This is a genomic window from Corynebacterium ulcerans, from assembly GCF_900187135.1.
Lineage (GTDB): Bacteria > Actinomycetota > Actinomycetes > Mycobacteriales > Mycobacteriaceae > Corynebacterium > Corynebacterium ulcerans.
The window spans coordinates 1,924,323-1,943,588 of record NZ_LT906443.1 but is presented as its reverse complement, the minus strand read 5'-3'; the positions used below and the strand labels follow the sequence as shown (position 1 = coordinate 1,943,588).

Sequence of the window (19,266 nt, the reverse complement as noted above, 5' to 3'; positions counted from 1 at the left end):
TGAATATCCCAACCGATTCATCATTACGATGCCGCATAATCACTGCTTATTACAGGTGTTTCACCTTTTGGCAATACACCAACGAACAACAATACAGCGCCCCGCCCGAAAAGCCAAGTTTTTTCTAGGCTCTTTATCAGCCCCAGCGCTCGCTGCAGGTTATGACTTATTAGCTTCTCGACGCCCACCCCCTCACCATCACCCCACTATCCCCAGGTGCTACCCCATAAAGAAAAGGCCACGGACATCTTCTCACGATGCCGCAGCCAGTTCTTATAAGCCATAAACCTACGTTGCGATTAGTACACGTAGACGACGTCCCCAACCTGCAGTTGATTAAAGAAGGTCACAGCATCGTTGTGGTTGAGGTGAATGCAACCGTGCGAGGCCACCTGTGGGCTTCCCTCATGGAACGCAATACCGTTGTTGGTGAAGTACACAGAAAATGGCATAGGAGCGTTATTGAATTCTCGGGAGATTTCATCTTTAATCTTGCGATTAACATGGAAAATACCCTTGGGGGTCTCATGACCTACGCGTCCGCTGGAGATTGGCACCGCACCATAAGAGACCTGGCCATTCTGTTGGAGCCATGAACGCTGCCCCGCCAAGTCAATGCACGCACGGGCAAATGCTGGGCAAGAGCCGGTGTCAAAAGCTGGGCGGGCAGGAGCAGGCGCCGGAGCAGGAGCAGGCACAACTGGCGGCGCAGTCCGCTCTTGGATAAGACCAGGGAACGCGAAGTTAACAGCATTATCAATGGATTGCTTCACCATAGTGGCGGCGTCGACAGGCAAACCAGCATCGGCCTGCGCGCGCAAGTTATTACGCAGATCCCAAGCTCCGTCACGAGTCTGACGACCAAGGTTCTGCAACTGTTGATCAATAGAGCTACTGAGGTTGCTCGATCCGAAGTCCTGTGCGGAAGAAGTGGCAGCCTGGCTCACCAGAAGAGCTGCGGAAGTTGCTGCAGTTCCAACCATCGCCGCAATACGACGACGAGCCATGGACTGCTTCGCATGACGGGGCTTATACGACATGCTGACCACTATATCCCGACTGAGCAAAAACTTAGGAAACTGAGCACACCCGACTCGGCGTGTCGCACGTAACAATTCGGCAACTTTTAGCAAGAGATAAACAAAAATGGGCGTGTGGATTCTGCTCCACACGCCCATTTTTTAGCGATCACATTGTTCTCGCCGTTTTAGGCTTTAACCCCAAATAATTTCTGTATCCCATCCCATAGCGATGCTAAGAAACTGAAAATGGGTGCAAGTCCTGGCAAGACTTGCAAAAGACCTTGCCAAAAACCTTTATTTTCGGTGTTATCTGTGTCTTTACCTGTTTTGTTCTTCTCTTTCTCCAACCTAAGCGCCTCTTCTGCTGCTTTTTGAGCAATCTCGGCAGCCTCTTTAGCCTCAGCGAGAACCTTTGCCTGATCTTGGGATTTTGCTAATTCCTCCTCAACCTTGGCCAATTGCTCTGCAAGGGCTTTAGCCTCATCCTCTGCCTTTGCAGCGGATTCTTCGGCTTTCGCCGTAGCCTCCTCAGCGGCCTTAACCTTGGCATTAGCCTCTTCCGCAGCAGTAATGGCTTTCTGCGCCGCTGCCTTAGCCTTATCCAGAGCTTCTAGCAGTTCTTCCCTATCAATCTCAAGATCCTCCAGCTCCTTTGTTAGCCTTACGACGTTCGCCGTAGCCTCCTCAGCCTTAGCCGTCGCAGCTTTCGCATCTTCAATGGCCTTGGCCAGAGCGGGATCCGGCAGATCAGTGATACCCAGGGCCTTATTACTCAAGCAATCAGCGCCCAGCCACGCCATGTTGAACTTGGCGAACTTGAGGATCATGCCGGTATCAAATGTTCCCGTCTCATAAACCATGCCGATATTTCCGTCAGCCATAGGAGTCATGACCGAATATTGGAAACGACCTGATTCGATCTGGCGCCCATGTGTCCATGACCTACCATCGTCACAGGAAGCCATGACCCAGCCGTTATTGCGTCCATCCTTCGTGTGCTCATGGTTCGTGCGTTTGTCAATTGGCGCAGAGTATAAAAGGACGCGGGCTGCAGCACTCCCCTCGGGAGCATTAGGATAAGCCCTGATCAGGGAAACATTAATGCCCGTATTGTGCTTGGTAGGAAACTGCGGCGGAGCAACAACAGTACGTACCGGGTCAGACCAGGTTTCCCCCTGATCAGAAGAATAAGCGGTCCAACGGGTCTTATCATTGTCCTTCGAATTCATCATGATGCGGCCGTCCGACAGCTCAACGAGCTTGCTCTCATCACCGTTAAAGATTCCATCGCCTGCGATGCCTTCGCCAGCTTCCCAGGTCTCTCCACCATCATCCGAATAGATCGAAAGATTTACTACCCTATCTTGCGATCCATATTTCGTCTTCACAGAAATAGGAACAATTAAACGACCCGAATGTACCCCATAAGTAAGTTGAATCCCGCTTCCCGAAGTCACGAATCGTCCATATCCAGGAACAGCCGAGTTCCCGTGCGTTTTGACTAAAATCTTTTCAGTCAAGCCACTGATGAGGCGCATATTCCCCCAGGTTTCACCATTATCCTGAGATTCAATTACCACAGTATCCTGAACGTCACGGCGTTGTATTACAGCATCGATATCGCCTTTATTCACCCCTGCACCAGCTTGAAAAAAGCGCTGATCATATCCACGGACGAAAAAGGCAAATATTTTTCCGTTAATTCGGTCTACAACCAAGGCAGGATCCGTATACGAAAGGCCACGTTCATCTGTAGTACCACGTGCAATAAATCCCCCGTCGCTAAAGGTCTTACCGGAATCATCAGACCGATATAGCTCAATATCTGTCTGTTCTTTAGGAGATTTTGCATTCCCAGGAGTGTAAGGAGCATCTCGACACCAGGTTTTACTCTGCTCGCCCGGACCATACCGATTATCAAAAGCCACCAAAAGCGTTCCATCAGCAGCCGTAGCAATAGCAGGAATACGGAAACACCGCTGACCAGCTGGATCCACGTCCCGCAGCGTCTTTACATCAAAGACCGGATTCTCATTTGGTTCAGGAAGCTGTCCCTCCCCTACTGCGCCACGCGCTACAGGTGCGGGCGGAGCGGCGTCGAAAAGCCCATTGTTATCGAGGGGAGCAGTTGCAGGGCTGAGGGCTTCTTCGGCAAAAACTGTAGGGACCGCAAGGCCTTGAGCAGTGAGAGCAAGCGCTGCTGTGAGAGTTATCAGCGCTTTGCGAGTTCCACGGCGGCGTGACTCCGTCATTGGAAACTTCCTTCCTTGAGATGGATGAAACACACAAAAATGAGACAGCCAACACATCAGACGTCCGACCTCCTATAGCGACAAGTGCCCCACGGTTCACAATGGATTAGGGACACACATCACGTTCAAAACAATTGGTGATAGAACATACAGATGGCGTTACTAAGGAGACTAGCAACCACAAAGGAGCGCTTAAAAACCTTTGCTTTAAATGTGTCCTTCTCCACTAATGGGGGTAGTGTGCACAACATTACGTCGAAGTCACAAAATAATAAAGCATTTATAACAAGAAAAATAGCTATATCCAGCACAAAGCACGCAAAAAGTGGCCTAACGGAACAAAGACACAGACCGTCAGACCACTTTTAGGCAGAAAACGTGTAACTACTTCCGGGGGGTAAGAATTCGGGGGCCCTCATTTGTCGCCGCCACAGTGTGCTCCCAATGTGAGGACCATGAGTCGTCATCCGTGACCACAGTCCACTCGTCTTCGAGAACAAGGGAATCCACAGACCCTAGAGTCAGCATGGGTTCAATCGCCAGAACCGATCCCTCTTGGATCATCGGTCCCCTACCAGGCTTCCCCTCGTTAGCCAGATAAGGCTCCTCGTGCATCGTCTGGCCGATGCCGTGTCCGCCATAGCCGTCCACGATCCCCAGTTTCACACCAAAGCGCTTTTCCGCCTGGCGCGTTGCTTTTTCCAAGGCATGGGACACGTCGGTAAGCCTATTCCCCGGCACCATCGCCTTCATGCCTTCCGCAAGCACCCACTCGGTGGCATCGTTAAGCGCTTGGACATCCGCGGCGAGTTCACCTATACCAAAGGACCAGGCAGAATCTCCTACCCATCCTTCAAGGGTCGCCCCGCAGTCGATAGACACCAGGTCACCTTCCCGCAAGATCGTCTCCGCGTTCGGGATTCCGTGAACGATCACTTCATTCACCGATGCGCAGATTGAACCTGGGAAGCCTTCATAACCCTTAAATGTGGGGATAGCACCGTAGGACCGAATGGTCTCTTCCGCAACCGCGTCAAGCTCAAGAGTACTTACCCCTGGAGCTGCGGCGGCTTTAACGGCCTGCAACGCCTTACCCACAATCTCACCTGCAGCTTGCATCGCATCAAGTTCCGCGGGCGTTTTAGCTGGAATCACTTTGCGTTTGGATCGAAACCCCATCATCACATCACTTTCATGCCCTTTATCAGGACGTATTCTTCCGTTCTAGCCGCAGCAAACGAATAACTTTATGAATTAAAAATGCAAAAACCGAGCACTGACAAACGCTATACACCGGATGTATAGCCACACGTCAGGCTCGGTTCGCAGTCAATCAGGTTTTATTTTCCTAGGGCCTCAAGGGTCCGGGAATTAATATCTTCAACGGTACCCTCAGCGGTGATAGCAATAATCCGCTCGCCGTAGTGGTCAATCAATGGTGCGGTTTCATCGCGGTACACCTGCAGACGAGTACGAATCGTCTCCTCGTTGTCATCTGCACGTCCGCGGGCCAGCATGCGCTCCACAACAACGTCCTCGGAGACCTGGTAGTTGATCACGCCGTCAAGCTTGGTACCAAATTCTTCCAAGAAACCTTCGAGGATTTCTGCCTGCTCCACGGTACGAGGGAAGCCGTCAAGAAGGAAACCACCTTTAGCGTCTTCTTCCTCCAAGCGAGACTTCACCATGCGAGCGGTGACGTCGGTAGGAACCAGCTTGCCGTTATCAATGTACTGCTTGGCTTCGATACCCAGCGGGGTGCCCTCACCAATATTGGCCCGGAACAAGTCGCCCGTCGAGATATGCGGGATACCAAGCTTTTCGGAGAGAATCGCAGCCTGAGTGCCCTTGCCGGCACCGGGAGGTCCAAGGAGTACAAGACGCATTATTTGAGGAGTCCTTCGTAGTTACTTTGTAGAAGCTGAGATTCGATCTGCTTAACCGTAGTCAGCGCGACCGAGACCATAATCAGAATAGCCGTGCCACCAAACGGTGTGGAGCCTGCAGAGCTTGCCCCTACCCCCAGATCGAGGGCGATGTTAGGAAGAACAGCAATGATACCAAGGTAGAGAGCGCCCACGAACAGCAGACGGTTCATAACAAAACCAAGGTACTCAGCGGTGGGACGACCAGGGCGAATGCCTGGAATGAATCCACCGTATTTCTTCATGTTTTCTGCCTGCTCGTTCGGATCATACTGAACCGAAACGTAGAAGTAAGAGAAGAAAATAATCAGGACAAAGTACAGCACGATGTACTGCCATGAAGACGGGGTCTGCAAGTACTGAATAACGTTGCGCTGCCACCAGTTATCAGAGACCTCGTGGGAGCCAGAATTGATGATCTGCGTGATCAGCACAGGCATGTAGATGAGCGAGGACGCGAAAATCACGGGGATAACACCGGCCTGATTAACCTTCAAAGGCAGGTACGTAGAGGAGCCGCCGTACTGACGACGTCCCACCATACGCTTTGCGTACTGCACCGGAATACGGCGCTGACCTTGCTCCACAAACACAACGCCGACCACGAGAATGATCACGGCTACCAATACAACGGCAAAGACCACGCCGCCGGAAGAATTCAAAATGTTTGCGCCATCGGAGGGAAGTCGAGTAGCGATACCTGCAAAGATGAGCAAAGACATACCGTTGCCCACGCCGCGCTCAGTAATGATCTCACCTAGCCACATAACGAGCATTGCACCAGCAGACATAACAAGTACCAGCATGATGAGAGTCCACAGGCCCGCATTGGGCATCAGCACCTGGACGCCAGAGCCCAAAAGCTGCTTACGGTCTGCCAAAGCAACGATGCCGGAAGACTGCAACAGAGCTAAGCCCAAAGTGAGGTAGCGGGTGTACTGGTCCATCTTTGCTTGACCAGACTGCCCCTCTTTCTTCAGTTCTTCAAACTTAGGGATCACCACAGTCAGCAGCTGCACGATAATCGAAGCCGTAATATACGGCATCACGCCGATGGCAAAAATCGACAGCTGCAGTAGCGCCCCACCCGAGAACAGGTTGATGAGCGAGTAGACACTCGAGGAGTCTGAGGTCAGCTCACGAAGACGCCCACTGATAGACGCGTAATCTACTCCGGGTGACGGAATTTGTGCACCAATCCGGTAAAGGATGATCAGCGCAAGGGTGATCAAAATCTTCTTGCGCAGATCCGCGTCCCGGAATGCCTGAAAAATGGCGGACACTTAGCCTCCTGGCTTCGCATACCCCCGTGATGAGACCACAGCAATGAATCAACGCAACGCTGATCATGCTTCCGGCTTCATCGCAAAGGATGGAAGGTTTAAATAAAACTCGTTCGCTCTAACCGTTGAATAATGCAATCTTTTTTGCCGCAGGCGACCAGAGAAATCTCAATCACAGAAAAAGCTAGCTTCAACTGCTGTTTTGGAAGAATCCCTGTTACAGACCATTCTCCCTTTCTCCTGCCAGTCCCGCTTACAAAAAGCTCGCATTCCATCAAAAGTTGAGGTTGGACATGATTGACCGCTTTACTCTACCACCGCACCCCACCAACTACACAGTTAAGGTTATTTTTAGCTTTAGGATCCCCTAAGCGGTCATGCCGTAACTCACCCGATACTTCTCCCCCTAAAGATGAGTCATACGTCTCAAGTTTTTTCATTGTGCGCCCGTGTCACGCACTTTCCCCGTACAATAACGATGTCTATGCCCAATTACTGCGTATAGCTCATACCGAGGACTTTGTCCTCACGCACGCTTCCACGCGATTCTTTACTACGGACCGTTCGGCACGTACCTGCCGATGAAGAAATGGAGTTGCCTCACTATGGCATCAGTGACCTTTGAAAAAGCATCTCGCGTTTATCCCGGCGCGAATAAGCCAGCTGTCGATGAATTTGACCTCCATATTGAGGACGGCGAGTTCCTGGTCCTCGTGGGACCGTCAGGCTGCGGTAAATCTACTACCTTGCGCATGTTGGCAGGTCTTGAAGACGTCAACTCTGGCCGTATTTCGATCGGTGACCGTGATGTAACAGACATGCCTCCTCGCGATCGTGACATCGCCATGGTTTTCCAGAACTATGCGCTGTATCCCCACATGACTGTCCGCGAGAACATGGGCTTTGCGCTGAAGATTGATAAGAAGCCCAAGGAAGAAATCAACCGTCGCGTTGAAGAGGCTGCTCGCACCCTTGATCTCACCGAGTATCTCGACCGCAAGCCAAAGGCACTTTCCGGCGGTCAGCGCCAGCGTGTGGCTATGGGACGCGCCATCGTCCGCAAGCCTGAGGTCTTCCTCATGGATGAGCCTCTCTCCAACCTGGATGCAAAGCTTCGCGTGCAGACTCGTACCCAGATCGCTGCTCTTCAGCGCGAACTTGGTGTCACCACCTTGTATGTGACCCACGATCAGACCGAGGCCCTAACCATGGGTGACCGCATCGCGGTGCTTAAGTTCGGCGTGCTGCAGCAGGTAGGAACGCCTCGTGAGCTCTACGATTTCCCAGCAAACGAGTTTGTGGCTGGCTTTATCGGTTCCCCAGCCATGAACTTGGGAACGTTCACAGTTGAAGGCGATCATGCGGTCCTGGGCAAGGCACGAGTTCCGCTAAGCCCAGCAACACGCGCAGCCATTACTCCGTCTGATAACGGCAAGATCATTATCGGTTTCCGACCAGAGGCACTTGAGGTTGTTTCTGAAAACGATCCGAATACCATTCCGGTAAAGCTGCACTTGGTCGAGGAGCTCGGCTCCGATGCCTACATGTACGGCAAGCTTGAGGGTGGCGGATCACTAGGCTCTGGCACGGACGCTAACCCCGATGACGAGTCCACTGATGAGATCATCATTCGCACCGCTCCGCATGCAGCGCCTCCTATTGGTTCCATCGTCCATGTCCGTATCCGTGAGGGCGCTCAGCATAACTTCTCCAAGTCCACGGGCGTGCGACTTCCAGAATAAGCACGTTTAGCTCTTACCGCCGCTGCCCACACGGGATCTTCCCCGCGTGGGCTTTCGTGCAATTAGCCTTCGGCCCTGTCCCCTCATCTCCTCGAAGTCTTCGTGAAAGAGTCCTCATGCCTGCTACCCCCTCTATGCAGATAACTAACGGTACGATCGCCCCAGCATTGCTACAGCTGCCCTGGTCACTTCCGTTAGAAGACTGGCCGGAAGAATACTTAGCATCGCTCCCCCGCGGAATTTCGCGCCATGTGGTGCGCTTTGTGGGGATCGACGGCAGGGTCTTTGCGATCAAAGAGATCGGGCAAAAAGTTGCCTACCATGAGTACAAAACGCTGCGGGACCTCAATCGCTTAGGGGCGCCGTCGGTACGCCCTCTTGCAGTCATTACCGGGCGTGTCGACGCCACCGGGGAACCCCTCACAGCGGCACTGGTCACGGAGCATCTGGAGTTTTCTCTCCCCTACCGCGCGGTTTTTTCTCAGTCCATGCGCTCAGAAACCGCCACCCGACTTATCGACTCACTTGCAGTCCTCTTAGTCCGCCTGCACCTACTGAATTTCTTCTGGGGTGACGTCAGCCTCTCCAATACGCTGTTTCGTCGAGACGCAGACTCTTTTTCTGGGTATCTTGTCGACGCAGAAACTGGCGAGCTACAGCCTAAACTCAGCGATCAACGCAGGCTTTACGACGTCGACATCGCACGGGTGAACATCATCGGCGAGCTTATGGATCTGCAAAGCGGCAAACTCCTCTCCCCTGACGTGGACGCTATAGAAATAGGCAATCGCATCGTGGAAAAGTACACCCTGTTATGGGAGGAACTGACCGCCGAGCAAACCATTGGGCCAGACGAGCACTGGAAAGTGCAGCAGCGGATCGACAAGCTCAACGCACTGGGCTTTGACGTAGGAGAACTCAAACTCACAAGTTCCGATGAAGGACAGTCCGTGCATATTAGGCCTCGGGTAGTCGACGCAGGACATCATCACCGAGCGCTCATGCGGCTCACAGGCCTAGACGTGCAAGAAAACCAGGCCCGGCGCATACTCAACGCCATTGAGACCTACCGAGCAATACATTCAGATAGTCACCGGCCGATGAGCACAATTGCGCATGAGTGGTTGACTCATATTTTTGAGCCCACGCTTGCGGCTATCCCCCAGGAGTATTCGGCGCGGCTGCAGCCCGCGCAGATATTCCATGAGGTTCTCGAACATCAGTGGTATCTCTCAGAGCACGCCGGGCATGAGGTGCCGCTGGAGACTGCGGCAGCGGACTATGCAAAAACCATCCTGCCTCATCGGCCAGACGAGGAGCGGATGTTGGACCAAGACCCCCACGACGAGCTATCGGAGGATTAAGCAAGTGTGGGGGCGTCGATAAGCTTTTTAGTCGCGGTACTTGTCGTTTCCCCGGTTCAGCCAGGCGTACACGGCGCCCATACACACGCCTCCGCCTAGCAGGTTACCGATAAAGACAACCGCCCAGTTGTGAGCGATATGCGCAGCATCAAAATGGGCTGGGAGCGTCTCGGCGCTGAACCCGACCAAAGAGACAAGACCAAAGTTTGCGATAACGTGCTCAAGCCCCATCACGGTAAACATGCTGATGATAACCGCCAGAGTAAGAAGCTTGCCGGAGAATTCTTTCATCGTGGCCACGCCAATGATGCCCATGTTGACCACGACGTTAGCCAGAATTCCCTCGATGAGGAGTCCCAAAGACGCCTTGGCCAATTTAGTTTCCGTGATAGTGGAGACCAGGTTCTCTGCGTCCACATGGGAAAACACGACTGCTCTGCTCAGCAAAAAAGCCACGAGTGCAGAACCAACAAGGTTAAAAAAGGTGCAGACAAGAAGCACGAGGGTTGCCTTGGACAAAGACACCTTTTTATTGACCACTCCAAACCCGAGGTACATCATGTTGCTGGTGGCAAGCTCGGCGTTGAGCAACACTATGGTGTAGAGGCCGACAAAGAACATCAACCCAAAGACTGGGTAGCCCACGCCTGGAACGATATGATCGAGCTTTTGGCCGAGCGTCACGGCGAAAGCTGTTCCAAGGGTGAGATAAACGCCAGCGAAAATGCAGCGGACAGAGTACCGCCAAAAGTCGGTGTCAAAGAGGGCGACTTTCTTTGCTACTGCTGAGGAGACTTTATCGTTGAGAGATGCGGGCGCGGTCAACGTGCACGACCTTTCCTAAATCGAGATGAGTCCGCGCTGCGCCCCCGCGAAGGGGTGGTCTCAGTTCGCGCGAACGTAACAGATCGATGTTAGAGCATCTCTTCTTTATTTGAGGAGAGTGAGAAACTATTCACATTCTCAATCCAGCCCTCAACTCCGCCTGGGCTTCCTAGCACGGCGGCTTTACTGCCTTTTTACATCAGCACCGTGGCGATAAGCCCCGTACACAGAAGAACCGCAGGGTATGCCCATGGAATCCAGGCTGCCGGCACATCGCCTTCCTCGTCGAGTAACGGCTGGCGGTAATGCAAAAATACTGTTCCCAGCGCCGGCGAAATAAACATCGCCGCACCAAAAGCACCAGCTGAATACATCATGCGATTCTCAGCTCCCCAGAAGAGATAAAAGATCATGATGAATCCGAGTAAGGCGACCCCCATCGGGATGATTCCCAAACGTGTTCCCAAGGAAAGCGCCACTATCCAAAATATCGCGGCAAGAGTGACACCCAACATTGCTGACCACCTCACCGCAGTAGACAACTGCGCCGTGATGTCGATAGCTGCCAGTACCACGAGAGCTATCAGCAGTACCCACACAGGATTCTGCGACTCAACGCTCCACACTCGACGCTCCGACGCCAAATCGTAGGGCACCTCGCTCACCACGGCGATAATGAGCGTCCACCCGGCAAGGCGCCATCGGTTTACTCCACGTTTGATTGCCAGCGTATAGAGCCAAGCGACGAGTGGGATTGCGCACCAAGAGATGACCTCCATCACGATTCCCACGGTCAATAACCACAGGCCAGTATCTGCGTACCCCCCGTCTATGGGCCACAACAGGAGAGAGCCCAGCGCGGATGTAATGATGAAAAACCCTGCTAAGCCAGCTAATTTATGAGCACTAAAGCCTCTCTGACGTTGCTGAGCATTCATTCATTTCCTCACTTCTGCTTACACGCATCGCACCTCAGGTTTTCCTGTGCTGCGCTCCGCGGCTCTCCGGTGGCTTTTATAGATTGTGTCCATTGCAGCGGGATGCCCTCGTGTTACTTGATCTATGACCAACACGAGGGCACTTGTTGTACAGACAACGAGCTTTACTATCCCTTAACGGAACCAGCCATTGACTCCTGATAGTAACGCTGCATCACGATGAACAAAATCGTGATGGGAATAGAGATGCACACAGCACCTGCGGCAAAGCGTGCAAACCAATCGTAGATATATTCTTTCTCCAGCATCTTCCAAAGGCCGAGAGAAACCGTGTAGTTTTCCTGTGTCCGAGCGATGGCTTTTGCAAGCACAAAGTCCAACCAGGGGGTCAAGAATCCCACAATCGCTTGATACACGATCATCGGTTTAGAAATCGGAAGAATAATCTTGGTAAAGACCTGCCACCTGGTGCAGCCGTCGAGAAGCGCTGCCTCATCCAACGAAATCGGGATCGTATCCATGAATCCCTTCATCACGTAAAAGCCCATACCAGTGCCAGCGGAATACACGATGATCAATGCCAACGTGGTGGTCCAGCCTTGGGTGAGGCCAATCGCTTTAAGGATGAAGTAGATAGCTACCACCGACATGATGCCGGGGAACATTCCCAAAATCAGCGCGGTGTTCATATAGACCTTGCGGAATCGGAAACGCAGACGGCTCAGGGAATAAGAGACAAAAAGCACGAAGACAACGCTGATCGCGCAGGTAAAGCAGGCAATGATCAGGGTGTTTAAGAACATCTTGGGGAAGTTCAGCACTGAGTGATCAGTAAAGAGCTGAACATAGTTGTCCACGCTGTATTCCGTGGGGAAAAAGGTACTGGTGTACGGAGCAGTGTTCTTGTTAAAGCTTTCTGCTACAACCCAGACGATGGGAACCACCCAAATGATTGCGAGGATGGTGAGAAAGAGATGAACGAGGAAGTCGACAAACTGTCGTGTGCGACGCTGGCTTCCACGGATCCCTACTTGTTTGGTGCTCATCACTGGAATCCTTCCTCGTTGCGATAAGAGCCGCTTCGTCGATACGTAATCAGTGCCACTGTGGAGAGAACAATGAAGGTCAAGATACCGATCACCGCACCCACGTTATAGTCACCACGATCAACCGTGAGTTTGTACAGCCACGTAATCAGGAGATCTGTTTTACCAGCCGAGGCGCCAATCGGTGTTGGGTCGCCTTTGGAAAGCATGTAGATCACATTGAAGTTATTCACGTTCGCGGTAAATGTGGTGATCAGATACGGCGTCATCACAAAGAACATGTAGGGCAACGTCACGTTGCGGTAGGTTTGCCACCAGCTGGCGCCGTCGAGACGCGCGGCCTCATAGAGCTCGCCTGGAATGTTCTGAAGAATACCCGTGACCTGCATGATCGTGTACGGGATACCAATCCATAGGTTGACAACGATCACCGTCACACGCGCCCACGTTGCATCCGTGAAGAACGGCAAGCTGCTATCAATCCAGCCCCAATCCAGCAGCAGGCGGTTCACAATGCCCTCTGGCTGCAGCATGCTGCGCAGCACGAGGAGCGTCACAAACTGCGGAACAGCCACAGACAGGGAGAAAATCGCGCGCCAGAACGCTTTTCCGCGGGTGGTTTTGCGCTGAATAATCATGGCCAAGAACATGCCCAGGAAGTAATTAAGGAATGTGGCAAAGAACGCCCACACCAGAGTCCAGGTGAGCACACCGACAAAGATCTGCAGGTTAACTTCACCACCGGTGTTAGAGAACACCTTGCCAAAGTTCTCTAGCCCCACCCAGTCAAACTTCTGAACATTCCGAGAATCATAGCTAGTAAACGCCATGCTGATCATAAAAATCAGCGGCAAAACCGTGAAGATCAAAATGCCAGCCGTAGGAAGCGACATCAGCATAATCGGTGCGTCTTCATCAGTTAACGCATGTAAGTCTTCTTTCAGCGTACGCGCGCGTCCTTGCTTCTCGACGAACGTCTGTGCCTTGTACGCACTGCGCAACGCGATCGTAGCTAGCCACAGGAAGACGATAAGAAGAAAGATCGTGGCCACGCCTTCGAGCAACAAAACAACCGACGGCTCACTGTTTTTATAAACCCAGAATCCGTCTACTTTGACGCGACCTTGTTCCCCAGTACCAAGCCCTGGCAATTCTTGCAGTGCCTTAATACCTTTGCTTATAAACAGCGCAATAGCGACTATCTCTATGCCAAGGAACACCGCTCCCTTGAGAAACTGTTTACGCAGTAAATTGCCAAGACCAAAGACAATAAGCGATGCCTTTGTCATAGCGTCTCCGTTAGCCCACGCGTTAGACAGCGAATAGAGACTCGGTTCGTCGTTGCGTTTTTGCGTCTTTGGCTTCGGTTTGGTTAGCAGGCCACCGCGGTGGACTCCAGCTTTCATGAGCCCGCACTCCCCTTCCTGTGGCTTTTAAAAGTGTGTTCTTTTGAAAACTGCTACGCACACGTTGAGCCCAGCACGCAGACTGGGCTCAACATACGCATACTCAGGGATTACTTTTTGTTAAAGCTAGAGGTCCAAGCGTCGGTCTTAGCCACCGCATTCTCAGCGTTGATCTCGCCGTTGACCAGGGCCTTGCCAAAGGTGGTTGCAGGATCCCAGAAGTCAGACATTGGCTTCAGGGTTGGCTGCAAGATCGAAGCATTGGCAACGGTCTCAAACAGTGCGACTGCCACAGGGTCAGCTGCGATAGCAGCATCCTTTGCCAGCGTCTTATCTGCTGGGATAACACCGTTCTTGTCAAAGTGAGACTTCTGAGACTCAGTGGAAGCGAGGAAAGCTGCAAACTCAGAAGCAACCTTCGGGTTCTTGGTGTTGGGGTTGTAAGCAATTGCCTTGGAACCGGAGAAGGCCTTCATCTGAACATCCTGGCCTTCGAGCTTGAAGGTCGGCAGGCTGGCAACGCCATAGTTATCGCCCAGAGCCTTCTTGATGTTCTTTGCATCCCACGAACCGGAGAACACAACATCTACGGAGCCATTAGCTAGCCCACCGATGCCGGAGCCCTCGGCGTCATTGACAAAGTTGGGGTTCTTCACAACGCTTGTCAGGTACTTGGTTACTTCGCCAGCCTTGTCGCCAAGCTTGATGCCAGCGTTTTCATCCAAGCCGTCCTTGCCAAAGAAGGAAGCACCCGCACCTGCGTAGAACGCTGGATAGTACCAGGAGTTAGACATAGGGAAAGAGACCTTAGCCTTAGACAGCATGGTGTCAAAGGACTTAATGTCTTCCTGGTTTAGCTTTGCCTTGTTGTAGTACATGAACCAAGTGTTCGGCTCAATCGGAAGGCCATAAGCCTTGCCGTCTTGTCCCTTCACACTGGCGGCGATGGTGTCTTCTGCCTGCTCACCGAGCTGTTTCATGCCAGCGTCGGAAAGCTCGCCAACAGCACCCGAATCCAACAGCGAGCCTAGGCGGTCATTAGCGTAGACATAGACATCAGCTGCTGCCGAAGGATCCTGGTTTACAGTCGTAGCAGCCTGATCTGCACCAACGACCGAGTTCTTCCATGTGATGTCATAGTCCGGATGTGCCTCTTCAAACTTCTTTTCAACGGACTGCAACCATCCGTCTGCACCATCCTGATCTTCCTGAGAGCTCCACACGCTCAGAGTGATCTTGCCGCCCTTAGAGTCACCCGAAGCACTCGACCCCTTGGAGTCCTTGTCGCTGGAACAGCCGGCCAAAACGAGGGTTGAAATGGCTAATACGCTGAGGGCCTTCTTTGCGTGGATCTTCATCCACTTCACCGCCTTTAGAGATTAGGGGGATAAGTTGGGGGACGACTACCTTTTCTTCATGCCCGGATAAGGCATTTTTGAAGTGGTAATCACCTGTCAAACACTTAGCTTAACTGCCTGTGACACTTTCGAGTAACCCGAAAGTTTATGCACTAACTCACAGAACCCCATACTCGCAGTCCACTCACCCTTTTTGCAACCCCCACCTGCATTAACCAACCAACTTTCCCCCTTTTCGAGGAAAAACCAATAAGAGAAAAAGTATCAATAAAGCAGCTTCTAGCTGGCAATAGGTCAGACAACCTACCTTCTCACGCAACAAAGAAGACCCCCGAAAAGACCACCCCAAACGGAACAGGTAATAACCAACATCGGACAGAGTGAGATCTTGCACACGATATCCAATAACTGCGCAAATATACGAAACTGACCCGTTTAACCGGAATCCATGAAGAGCATTAAGTCAGCCAATCGATCACCGCTTACATTCAGAGACACACCTAGAACAGAAGAAACCCCTAGATGCTTATCCACATCCAGGGGTACAAATTAACGGCCAGTCTTGCTTGGACCGGAAAGACGAGTCTTCAGTTTTTCAACCTTCTCCTTGGTTTCAGAATCACTACCCTCAACCAACTTCTCAAGCAATTCAGATTGTTCTTTACTTAAGCGCTTGTAGTGACCCAATTCTTCAGTCGTACGAATCAAGTCCCCCTCAAGGATTCGAGGGTCCTGCCCTTCTTTAGGTAGCAACTTCTCATAAGCTCGACCAAGTTCCGAAATCGTACAAGGCCCTTGAGAAACCAACGTGTACGACTCGCCACCACTTACAACGACAGATTCTCGAGTACAGGTCCAGATACCGCCCTGTTTCTCCACAGTCTCGCGAACATTAGTTTCTTGCGAGCCATTGTCCGTACGCAAAACCTGAGAAGCCCCCGCCACGGAACCACCCAGAGCTAGGCAGCATACCGCACCGGCAATAATTGAAACTTTGATTTTTTGCATGAGGGATCCCCTTTTGAGAGTTGAAAAAGACGCACTATAGGGACTACCTATAAAAATCCCCAGCGCGTTAGGTTATTTTCATGTTAACCTTAAATAAGGTTTTGGTCAATTTTCAATAACCTAAAACACAGAAAAGTGGAATCTAGATAAGAAAAAGCCGTACCCACCACCGCAAATGCGGAGTAGGTACGGCTTTTTAGTGAGAAAATTCTCAGTTAGCTAAGAATTAAGCCTCGGCGATCGAGCCGCCAGCGGCTTCGATCTTTTCCTTAGCAGACTTAGAGAACTTGACGCCGGAAACGGTCAGCTTAACGCTGATCTCGCCCTCGCCAAGAACCTTAACAGGCTGCTTTGCACGAACGAGGCCGGCAGCTGCGATGTCTGCAGCTGCGATCTCGCCGCCATTCGGGAAGGCCTTCTCCAGGTCAGCAACGTTGACAACCTGGTAGTAAACCTTGGAAGGGTTCTTGAAGCCCTTCAGCTTTGGCAGACGCATGTGGATCGGCATCTGGCCACCCTCGAAAGCAGCAGAAACTTGCTTACGAGCCTTGGTGCCCTTAGTACCGCGACCAGCGGTCTTACCCTTAGAAGCCTCACCGCGGCCAACGCGGGTCTTTGGCTTGTTTGCGCCCTTTGCAGGACGCAGATCGTGGAGCTTAATTGGTTCGCTCATGTTTTTACTCCCCTGCCACTTCTTCGACAGACACCATGTGGCGGACCACATTGATCATGCCGCGCACTGCGGGGGTGTCCTCGTGTACGACGGAGTGGTTGATGCGCTTGAGACCAAGAGCAGCCATGTTCTTGCGCTGCTTCGGGTTTGCACCAACCAGACCCTTATGCTGAGTAATCTTCAGGGCCATGGTTACGCCTCCTGTCCTGCGCGTGCGCGCAGCATACGAGCCGGAGCAACTTCTTCCAAGGTCTTGCCACGACGAGCAGCGACCTCTTCAGGACGGTTGAGCTGCTTCAGGCCAGCAACGGTAGCGTGAACTACGTTGATAGCGTTGTCGGTGCCAAGAGACTTGCAGAGGATGTCCTGAACGCCAGCGCACTCAAGCACTGGACGAGCTGCGCCACCGGCGATAACACCGGTACCAGGTGCAGCCGGACGCATCATAACGATGCCTGCTGCTGCTTCACCCTGAACTGGGTGAGTAATGGTGCCGGCAACCATTGGAACGCGGAAGAAGTTCTTGCGAGCTTCCTCAGCACCCTTTTGGATTGCAGCTGGAACTTCCTTGGCCTTGCCGTAGCCAACGCCGACCATTCCCTTGCCGTCGCCGACGATCACGAGAGCGGTGAAGCTGAAGCGACGACCACCCTTCACGACCTTGGAGACGCGGTTGATGGTAACGACGCGCTCGATGTACTGAGAGCGCTCGTCCTGCTGCTGGTTACGACGATCATCGCGGCGTCCGCCACGGCGATCGTTCTTCTTCTGGTTGTCGTCGGCGGAGCGTCCGCCGTCACGCCGTTCACGTCCCGGCATTACGCAATCCTTCCGTTGATGTTCATGGAGATAGCGGTCATTAGAACTTCAGACCACCTTCACGAGCTGCGTCGGCCAGTGCAGCAACACGGCCATGGTACTTGTAGCCAGCGCGGTCGAAAACGATCGACTCGATGCCAGCAGCCTTAGCGCGCTCGGCGATCAACTGACCAACCTTAGCGCCCTTAGCCTTCTTGTCACCCTCGATTGCACGAACTTCTGCTTCCAAGGTGGATGCAGCAGCCAAGGTGTGGCCAGCGAAGTCGTCGATGACCTGAACGTGCATGTGGCGAGAGGTGCGATGGACGACGAGACGTGGGGTCTCGGCGGTACCACGCAGGTTCTTGCGGATGCGGTTGTGACGGCGTGCGCGAGCGATGCGACGGCGGGTGGAAATGTCCTTGCCCACAGGCAGACGCTTGCCGTTGTTGTTCTCGTTGTTGCTCATTGCTTACTTACCCGTCTTTCCGACCTTGCGACGGATCTGCTCGCCCTCATAACGAATACCCTTGCCCTTGTAAGGATCATCCTTACGGAGGCGGCGGATGATGGCGGCGATCTGTCCGACCTTTTGCTTGTCGATACCGGAGACAGACAACTTGGTGTTGCCGTCAACAGCGAACGTGATGCCTTCCGGAGCCTCGATCAGGACCGGGTGGGAGTAACCAAGGGAGAACTCAAGGTTCTGGCCCTTAAGAGCAACACGGTAGCCAACACCGAAGATTTCCATCTTGATGGTGTAGCCCTCGGTCACGCCAACAACCATGTTGTTAACGAGCGAACGAGACAAACCGTGCAGCGAACGGTTCTTGCGGTGATCATCCGGGCGGACCACGGAGATCTGTCCGTCTTCAAGAGAAGCACGGATTGGCTCTGGGAGCTCGAAGCTCAGGGTTCCCTTAGGACCTTTAACCTCAACGAGCTGGCCGTCGATCTTGGTCTCAACGCCGGACGGAATAGCGATAGGTGCCTTACCTACACGTGACATATTTCGTCTCCTCCTTTACCAGACGTAGGCGAGAACTTCTCCGCCTACACCCTTCTCGGTAGCCTGACGATCGGTCAGCAGACCCTGAGACGTGGAGATGATAGCCACGCCCAGGCCGCCCAGGACCTTCGGCAAGTTGGTGGACTTTGCGTACACGCGCAGACCTGGCTTGGAAACGCGACGAACGCCCTCGATGGAACGCTGACGGTTCGGGCCGTACTTCAGGTTCAGAGTCAGGGTCTTACCGACCTTTACTTCCTCAACCTTGTAGTCAGCAATGTAGCCTTCTTGCTTCAGGATCTCAGCAATGTTTGCCTTGAGCTTGGAAGAAGGCATCGACACTACGTCGTGGTGCGCGTGGTTTGCGTTGCGCACGCGCGACAGCATGTCGGCGATAGGATCTGTCATGGTCATAAAAGTGACCTGGCGCCTTTCTCGTTGCGGTTCCTACCCACCTTTAAACGTGCGTTACCGCGTGCTCTCGGGCCACTTACGCTCCCCAAACTCAGTAGCTTGGGGCGCTCGCTGCCACATGTCCACACGGTCGCATAAGGCGAGGGGCCTACAACAAAGTAGGTATGAAAATTTGTACATGGTCTCGGCTGTACCTTGATAAG

General features: G+C 52.7%; 19 protein-coding genes. 2 read left to right on the top strand and 17 right to left on the bottom strand.

Annotated features, from left to right (window positions below; all coding sequences use genetic code 11):
* Nucleotides 1-299: 299 nt before the first annotated feature.
* The 5 genes from CKV68_RS08785 to secY form a co-directional block, all read right to left on the bottom strand.
* Nucleotides 300-1,040 (bottom strand): L,D-transpeptidase, encoded by a 741-nt coding sequence (locus tag CKV68_RS08785; RefSeq protein ID WP_038617638.1) that lies wholly within the window; start codon nt 1,038-1,040, stop codon nt 300-302.
* A gap of 167 nt (nt 1,041-1,207) precedes the next feature.
* Nucleotides 1,208-3,274 carry a sialidase family protein gene (locus tag CKV68_RS08780; RefSeq protein WP_095076035.1) on the bottom strand — a complete coding sequence of 689 codons (2,067 nt, stop codon included), beginning with the start codon at nt 3,272-3,274 and terminating at the stop codon, nt 1,208-1,210.
* 384 nt (nt 3,275-3,658) lie between these two features.
* A complete protein-coding gene (gene map, locus CKV68_RS08775; protein WP_095076268.1) occupies nt 3,659-4,453 on the bottom strand; it encodes a type I methionyl aminopeptidase in 795 nt (264 codons plus the stop codon).
* A gap of 161 nt (nt 4,454-4,614) precedes the next feature.
* Nucleotides 4,615-5,160: an adenylate kinase gene (locus tag CKV68_RS08770; RefSeq protein WP_013910822.1), complete on the bottom strand. Its 546-nt coding sequence runs from the start codon at nt 5,158-5,160 to the stop codon at nt 4,615-4,617.
* The gene (gene secY / locus CKV68_RS08765) at nt 5,160-6,482 is read right to left on the bottom strand and encodes a preprotein translocase subunit SecY (RefSeq protein WP_013910821.1); all 1,323 of its coding nucleotides are present in this window, start codon (nt 6,480-6,482) and stop codon (nt 5,160-5,162) included. The genes CKV68_RS08770 and secY overlap by 1 nt, the downstream gene beginning before the upstream one ends.
* 605 nt (nt 6,483-7,087) lie before the next feature.
* Between secY and CKV68_RS08760 the strand changes: the two genes are divergently transcribed.
* Together CKV68_RS08760 and CKV68_RS08755 are read left to right on the top strand one after the other, a co-directional pair.
* On the top strand, nt 7,088-8,224 hold the full coding sequence (locus CKV68_RS08760) for an ABC transporter ATP-binding protein (RefSeq protein WP_014525342.1): 1,137 nt from the start codon (nt 7,088-7,090) through the stop codon (nt 8,222-8,224).
* Nucleotides 8,225-8,340: 116 nt separating this feature from the next.
* On the top strand, nt 8,341-9,588 hold the full coding sequence (locus CKV68_RS08755; RefSeq protein WP_013910819.1) for a DUF4032 domain-containing protein: 1,248 nt from the start codon (nt 8,341-8,343) through the stop codon (nt 9,586-9,588).
* 27 nt (nt 9,589-9,615) lie between these two features.
* Here CKV68_RS08755 and CKV68_RS08750 read toward each other — a convergent pair whose 3' ends face one another.
* From CKV68_RS08750 to rpsH, 12 genes are all read right to left on the bottom strand, one after another.
* Nucleotides 9,616-10,413 (bottom strand): formate/nitrite transporter family protein, encoded by a 798-nt coding sequence (locus CKV68_RS08750; RefSeq protein ID WP_095076034.1) that lies wholly within the window; start codon nt 10,411-10,413, stop codon nt 9,616-9,618.
* Between the two features lie 194 nt (nt 10,414-10,607).
* Complete coding sequence (locus tag CKV68_RS08745; RefSeq protein WP_038617629.1) at nt 10,608-11,351, bottom strand: TraX family protein; 744 nt, start codon at nt 11,349-11,351, stop codon at nt 10,608-10,610.
* Between the two features lie 167 nt (nt 11,352-11,518).
* Complete coding sequence (locus CKV68_RS08740) at nt 11,519-12,397, bottom strand: sugar ABC transporter permease (RefSeq protein ID WP_013910816.1); 879 nt, start codon at nt 12,395-12,397, stop codon at nt 11,519-11,521.
* Nucleotides 12,397-13,803, bottom strand: coding sequence for a carbohydrate ABC transporter permease (locus CKV68_RS08735; RefSeq protein ID WP_013910815.1), 1,407 nt, complete (start codon nt 13,801-13,803; stop codon nt 12,397-12,399). The genes CKV68_RS08740 and CKV68_RS08735 overlap by 1 nt, the downstream gene beginning before the upstream one ends.
* A 110-nt stretch (nt 13,804-13,913) precedes the next feature.
* Nucleotides 13,914-15,161: an extracellular solute-binding protein gene (locus tag CKV68_RS08730; protein ID WP_029974616.1), complete on the bottom strand. Its 1,248-nt coding sequence runs from the start codon at nt 15,159-15,161 to the stop codon at nt 13,914-13,916.
* Between the two features lie 549 nt (nt 15,162-15,710).
* Nucleotides 15,711-16,169: a hypothetical protein gene (locus CKV68_RS08725; protein WP_095076033.1), complete on the bottom strand. Its 459-nt coding sequence runs from the start codon at nt 16,167-16,169 to the stop codon at nt 15,711-15,713.
* A 226-nt stretch (nt 16,170-16,395) separates the two neighbouring features.
* Nucleotides 16,396-16,842 (bottom strand): 50S ribosomal protein L15, encoded by a 447-nt coding sequence (gene rplO, locus CKV68_RS08720; protein ID WP_013241230.1) that lies wholly within the window; start codon nt 16,840-16,842, stop codon nt 16,396-16,398.
* Between the two features lie 4 nt (nt 16,843-16,846).
* On the bottom strand, nt 16,847-17,032 hold the full coding sequence (gene rpmD, locus CKV68_RS08715) for a 50S ribosomal protein L30 (RefSeq protein WP_013241229.1): 186 nt from the start codon (nt 17,030-17,032) through the stop codon (nt 16,847-16,849).
* Between the two features lie 2 nt (nt 17,033-17,034).
* A complete protein-coding gene (rpsE, locus tag CKV68_RS08710; RefSeq protein ID WP_013241228.1) occupies nt 17,035-17,661 on the bottom strand; it encodes a 30S ribosomal protein S5 in 627 nt (208 codons plus the stop codon).
* Between the two features lie 40 nt (nt 17,662-17,701).
* Nucleotides 17,702-18,109: a 50S ribosomal protein L18 gene (gene rplR, locus CKV68_RS08705; protein WP_013910812.1), complete on the bottom strand. Its 408-nt coding sequence runs from the start codon at nt 18,107-18,109 to the stop codon at nt 17,702-17,704.
* Between the two features lie 3 nt (nt 18,110-18,112).
* The gene (rplF, locus tag CKV68_RS08700; protein ID WP_013910811.1) at nt 18,113-18,649 is read right to left on the bottom strand and encodes a 50S ribosomal protein L6; all 537 of its coding nucleotides are present in this window, start codon (nt 18,647-18,649) and stop codon (nt 18,113-18,115) included.
* Nucleotides 18,650-18,664: 15 nt separating this feature from the next.
* A complete protein-coding gene (gene rpsH / locus CKV68_RS08695) occupies nt 18,665-19,063 on the bottom strand; it encodes a 30S ribosomal protein S8 (protein ID WP_013910810.1) in 399 nt (132 codons plus the stop codon).
* Between the last annotated feature and the right edge of the window lie 203 nt (nt 19,064-19,266).

What these genes read in the sequence shown, in the direction of transcription:
- CKV68_RS08730 (WP_029974616.1), bottom strand. Translation starts at nt 15,161, where the DNA reads ATGAAGATCCACGCAAAGAAGGCCCTCAGCGTATTAGCCATTTCAACC.
- CKV68_RS08740 (WP_013910816.1), bottom strand. Translation starts at nt 12,397, where the DNA reads ATGAGCACCAAACAAGTAGGGATCCGTGGAAGCCAGCGTCGCACACGA.
- CKV68_RS08745 (WP_038617629.1), bottom strand. Translation starts at nt 11,351, where the DNA reads ATGAATGCTCAGCAACGTCAGAGAGGCTTTAGTGCTCATAAATTAGCT.
- CKV68_RS08780 (WP_095076035.1), bottom strand. Translation starts at nt 3,274, where the DNA reads ATGACGGAGTCACGCCGCCGTGGAACTCGCAAAGCGCTGATAACTCTC.
- CKV68_RS08760 (WP_014525342.1), top strand. Translation starts at nt 7,088, where the DNA reads ATGGCATCAGTGACCTTTGAAAAAGCATCTCGCGTTTATCCCGGCGCG.
- CKV68_RS08770 (WP_013910822.1), bottom strand. Translation starts at nt 5,160, where the DNA reads ATGCGTCTTGTACTCCTTGGACCTCCCGGTGCCGGCAAGGGCACTCAG.
- rplR (WP_013910812.1), bottom strand. Translation starts at nt 18,109, where the DNA reads ATGAGCAACAACGAGAACAACAACGGCAAGCGTCTGCCTGTGGGCAAG.
- CKV68_RS08735 (WP_013910815.1), bottom strand. Translation starts at nt 13,803, where the DNA reads ATGAAAGCTGGAGTCCACCGCGGTGGCCTGCTAACCAAACCGAAGCCA.
- rpmD (WP_013241229.1), bottom strand. Translation starts at nt 17,032, where the DNA reads ATGGCCCTGAAGATTACTCAGCATAAGGGTCTGGTTGGTGCAAACCCG.
- rplF (WP_013910811.1), bottom strand. Translation starts at nt 18,649, where the DNA reads ATGTCACGTGTAGGTAAGGCACCTATCGCTATTCCGTCCGGCGTTGAG.
- rpsH (WP_013910810.1), bottom strand. Translation starts at nt 19,063, where the DNA reads ATGACCATGACAGATCCTATCGCCGACATGCTGTCGCGCGTGCGCAAC.
- CKV68_RS08785 (WP_038617638.1), bottom strand. Translation starts at nt 1,040, where the DNA reads ATGTCGTATAAGCCCCGTCATGCGAAGCAGTCCATGGCTCGTCGTCGT.
- CKV68_RS08725 (WP_095076033.1), bottom strand. Translation starts at nt 16,169, where the DNA reads ATGCAAAAAATCAAAGTTTCAATTATTGCCGGTGCGGTATGCTGCCTA.
- rpsE (WP_013241228.1), bottom strand. Translation starts at nt 17,661, where the DNA reads ATGCCGGGACGTGAACGGCGTGACGGCGGACGCTCCGCCGACGACAAC.
- rplO (WP_013241230.1), bottom strand. Translation starts at nt 16,842, where the DNA reads ATGAGCGAACCAATTAAGCTCCACGATCTGCGTCCTGCAAAGGGCGCA.
- map (WP_095076268.1), bottom strand. Translation starts at nt 4,453, where the DNA reads ATGGGGTTTCGATCCAAACGCAAAGTGATTCCAGCTAAAACGCCCGCG.
- CKV68_RS08755 (WP_013910819.1), top strand. Translation starts at nt 8,341, where the DNA reads ATGCCTGCTACCCCCTCTATGCAGATAACTAACGGTACGATCGCCCCA.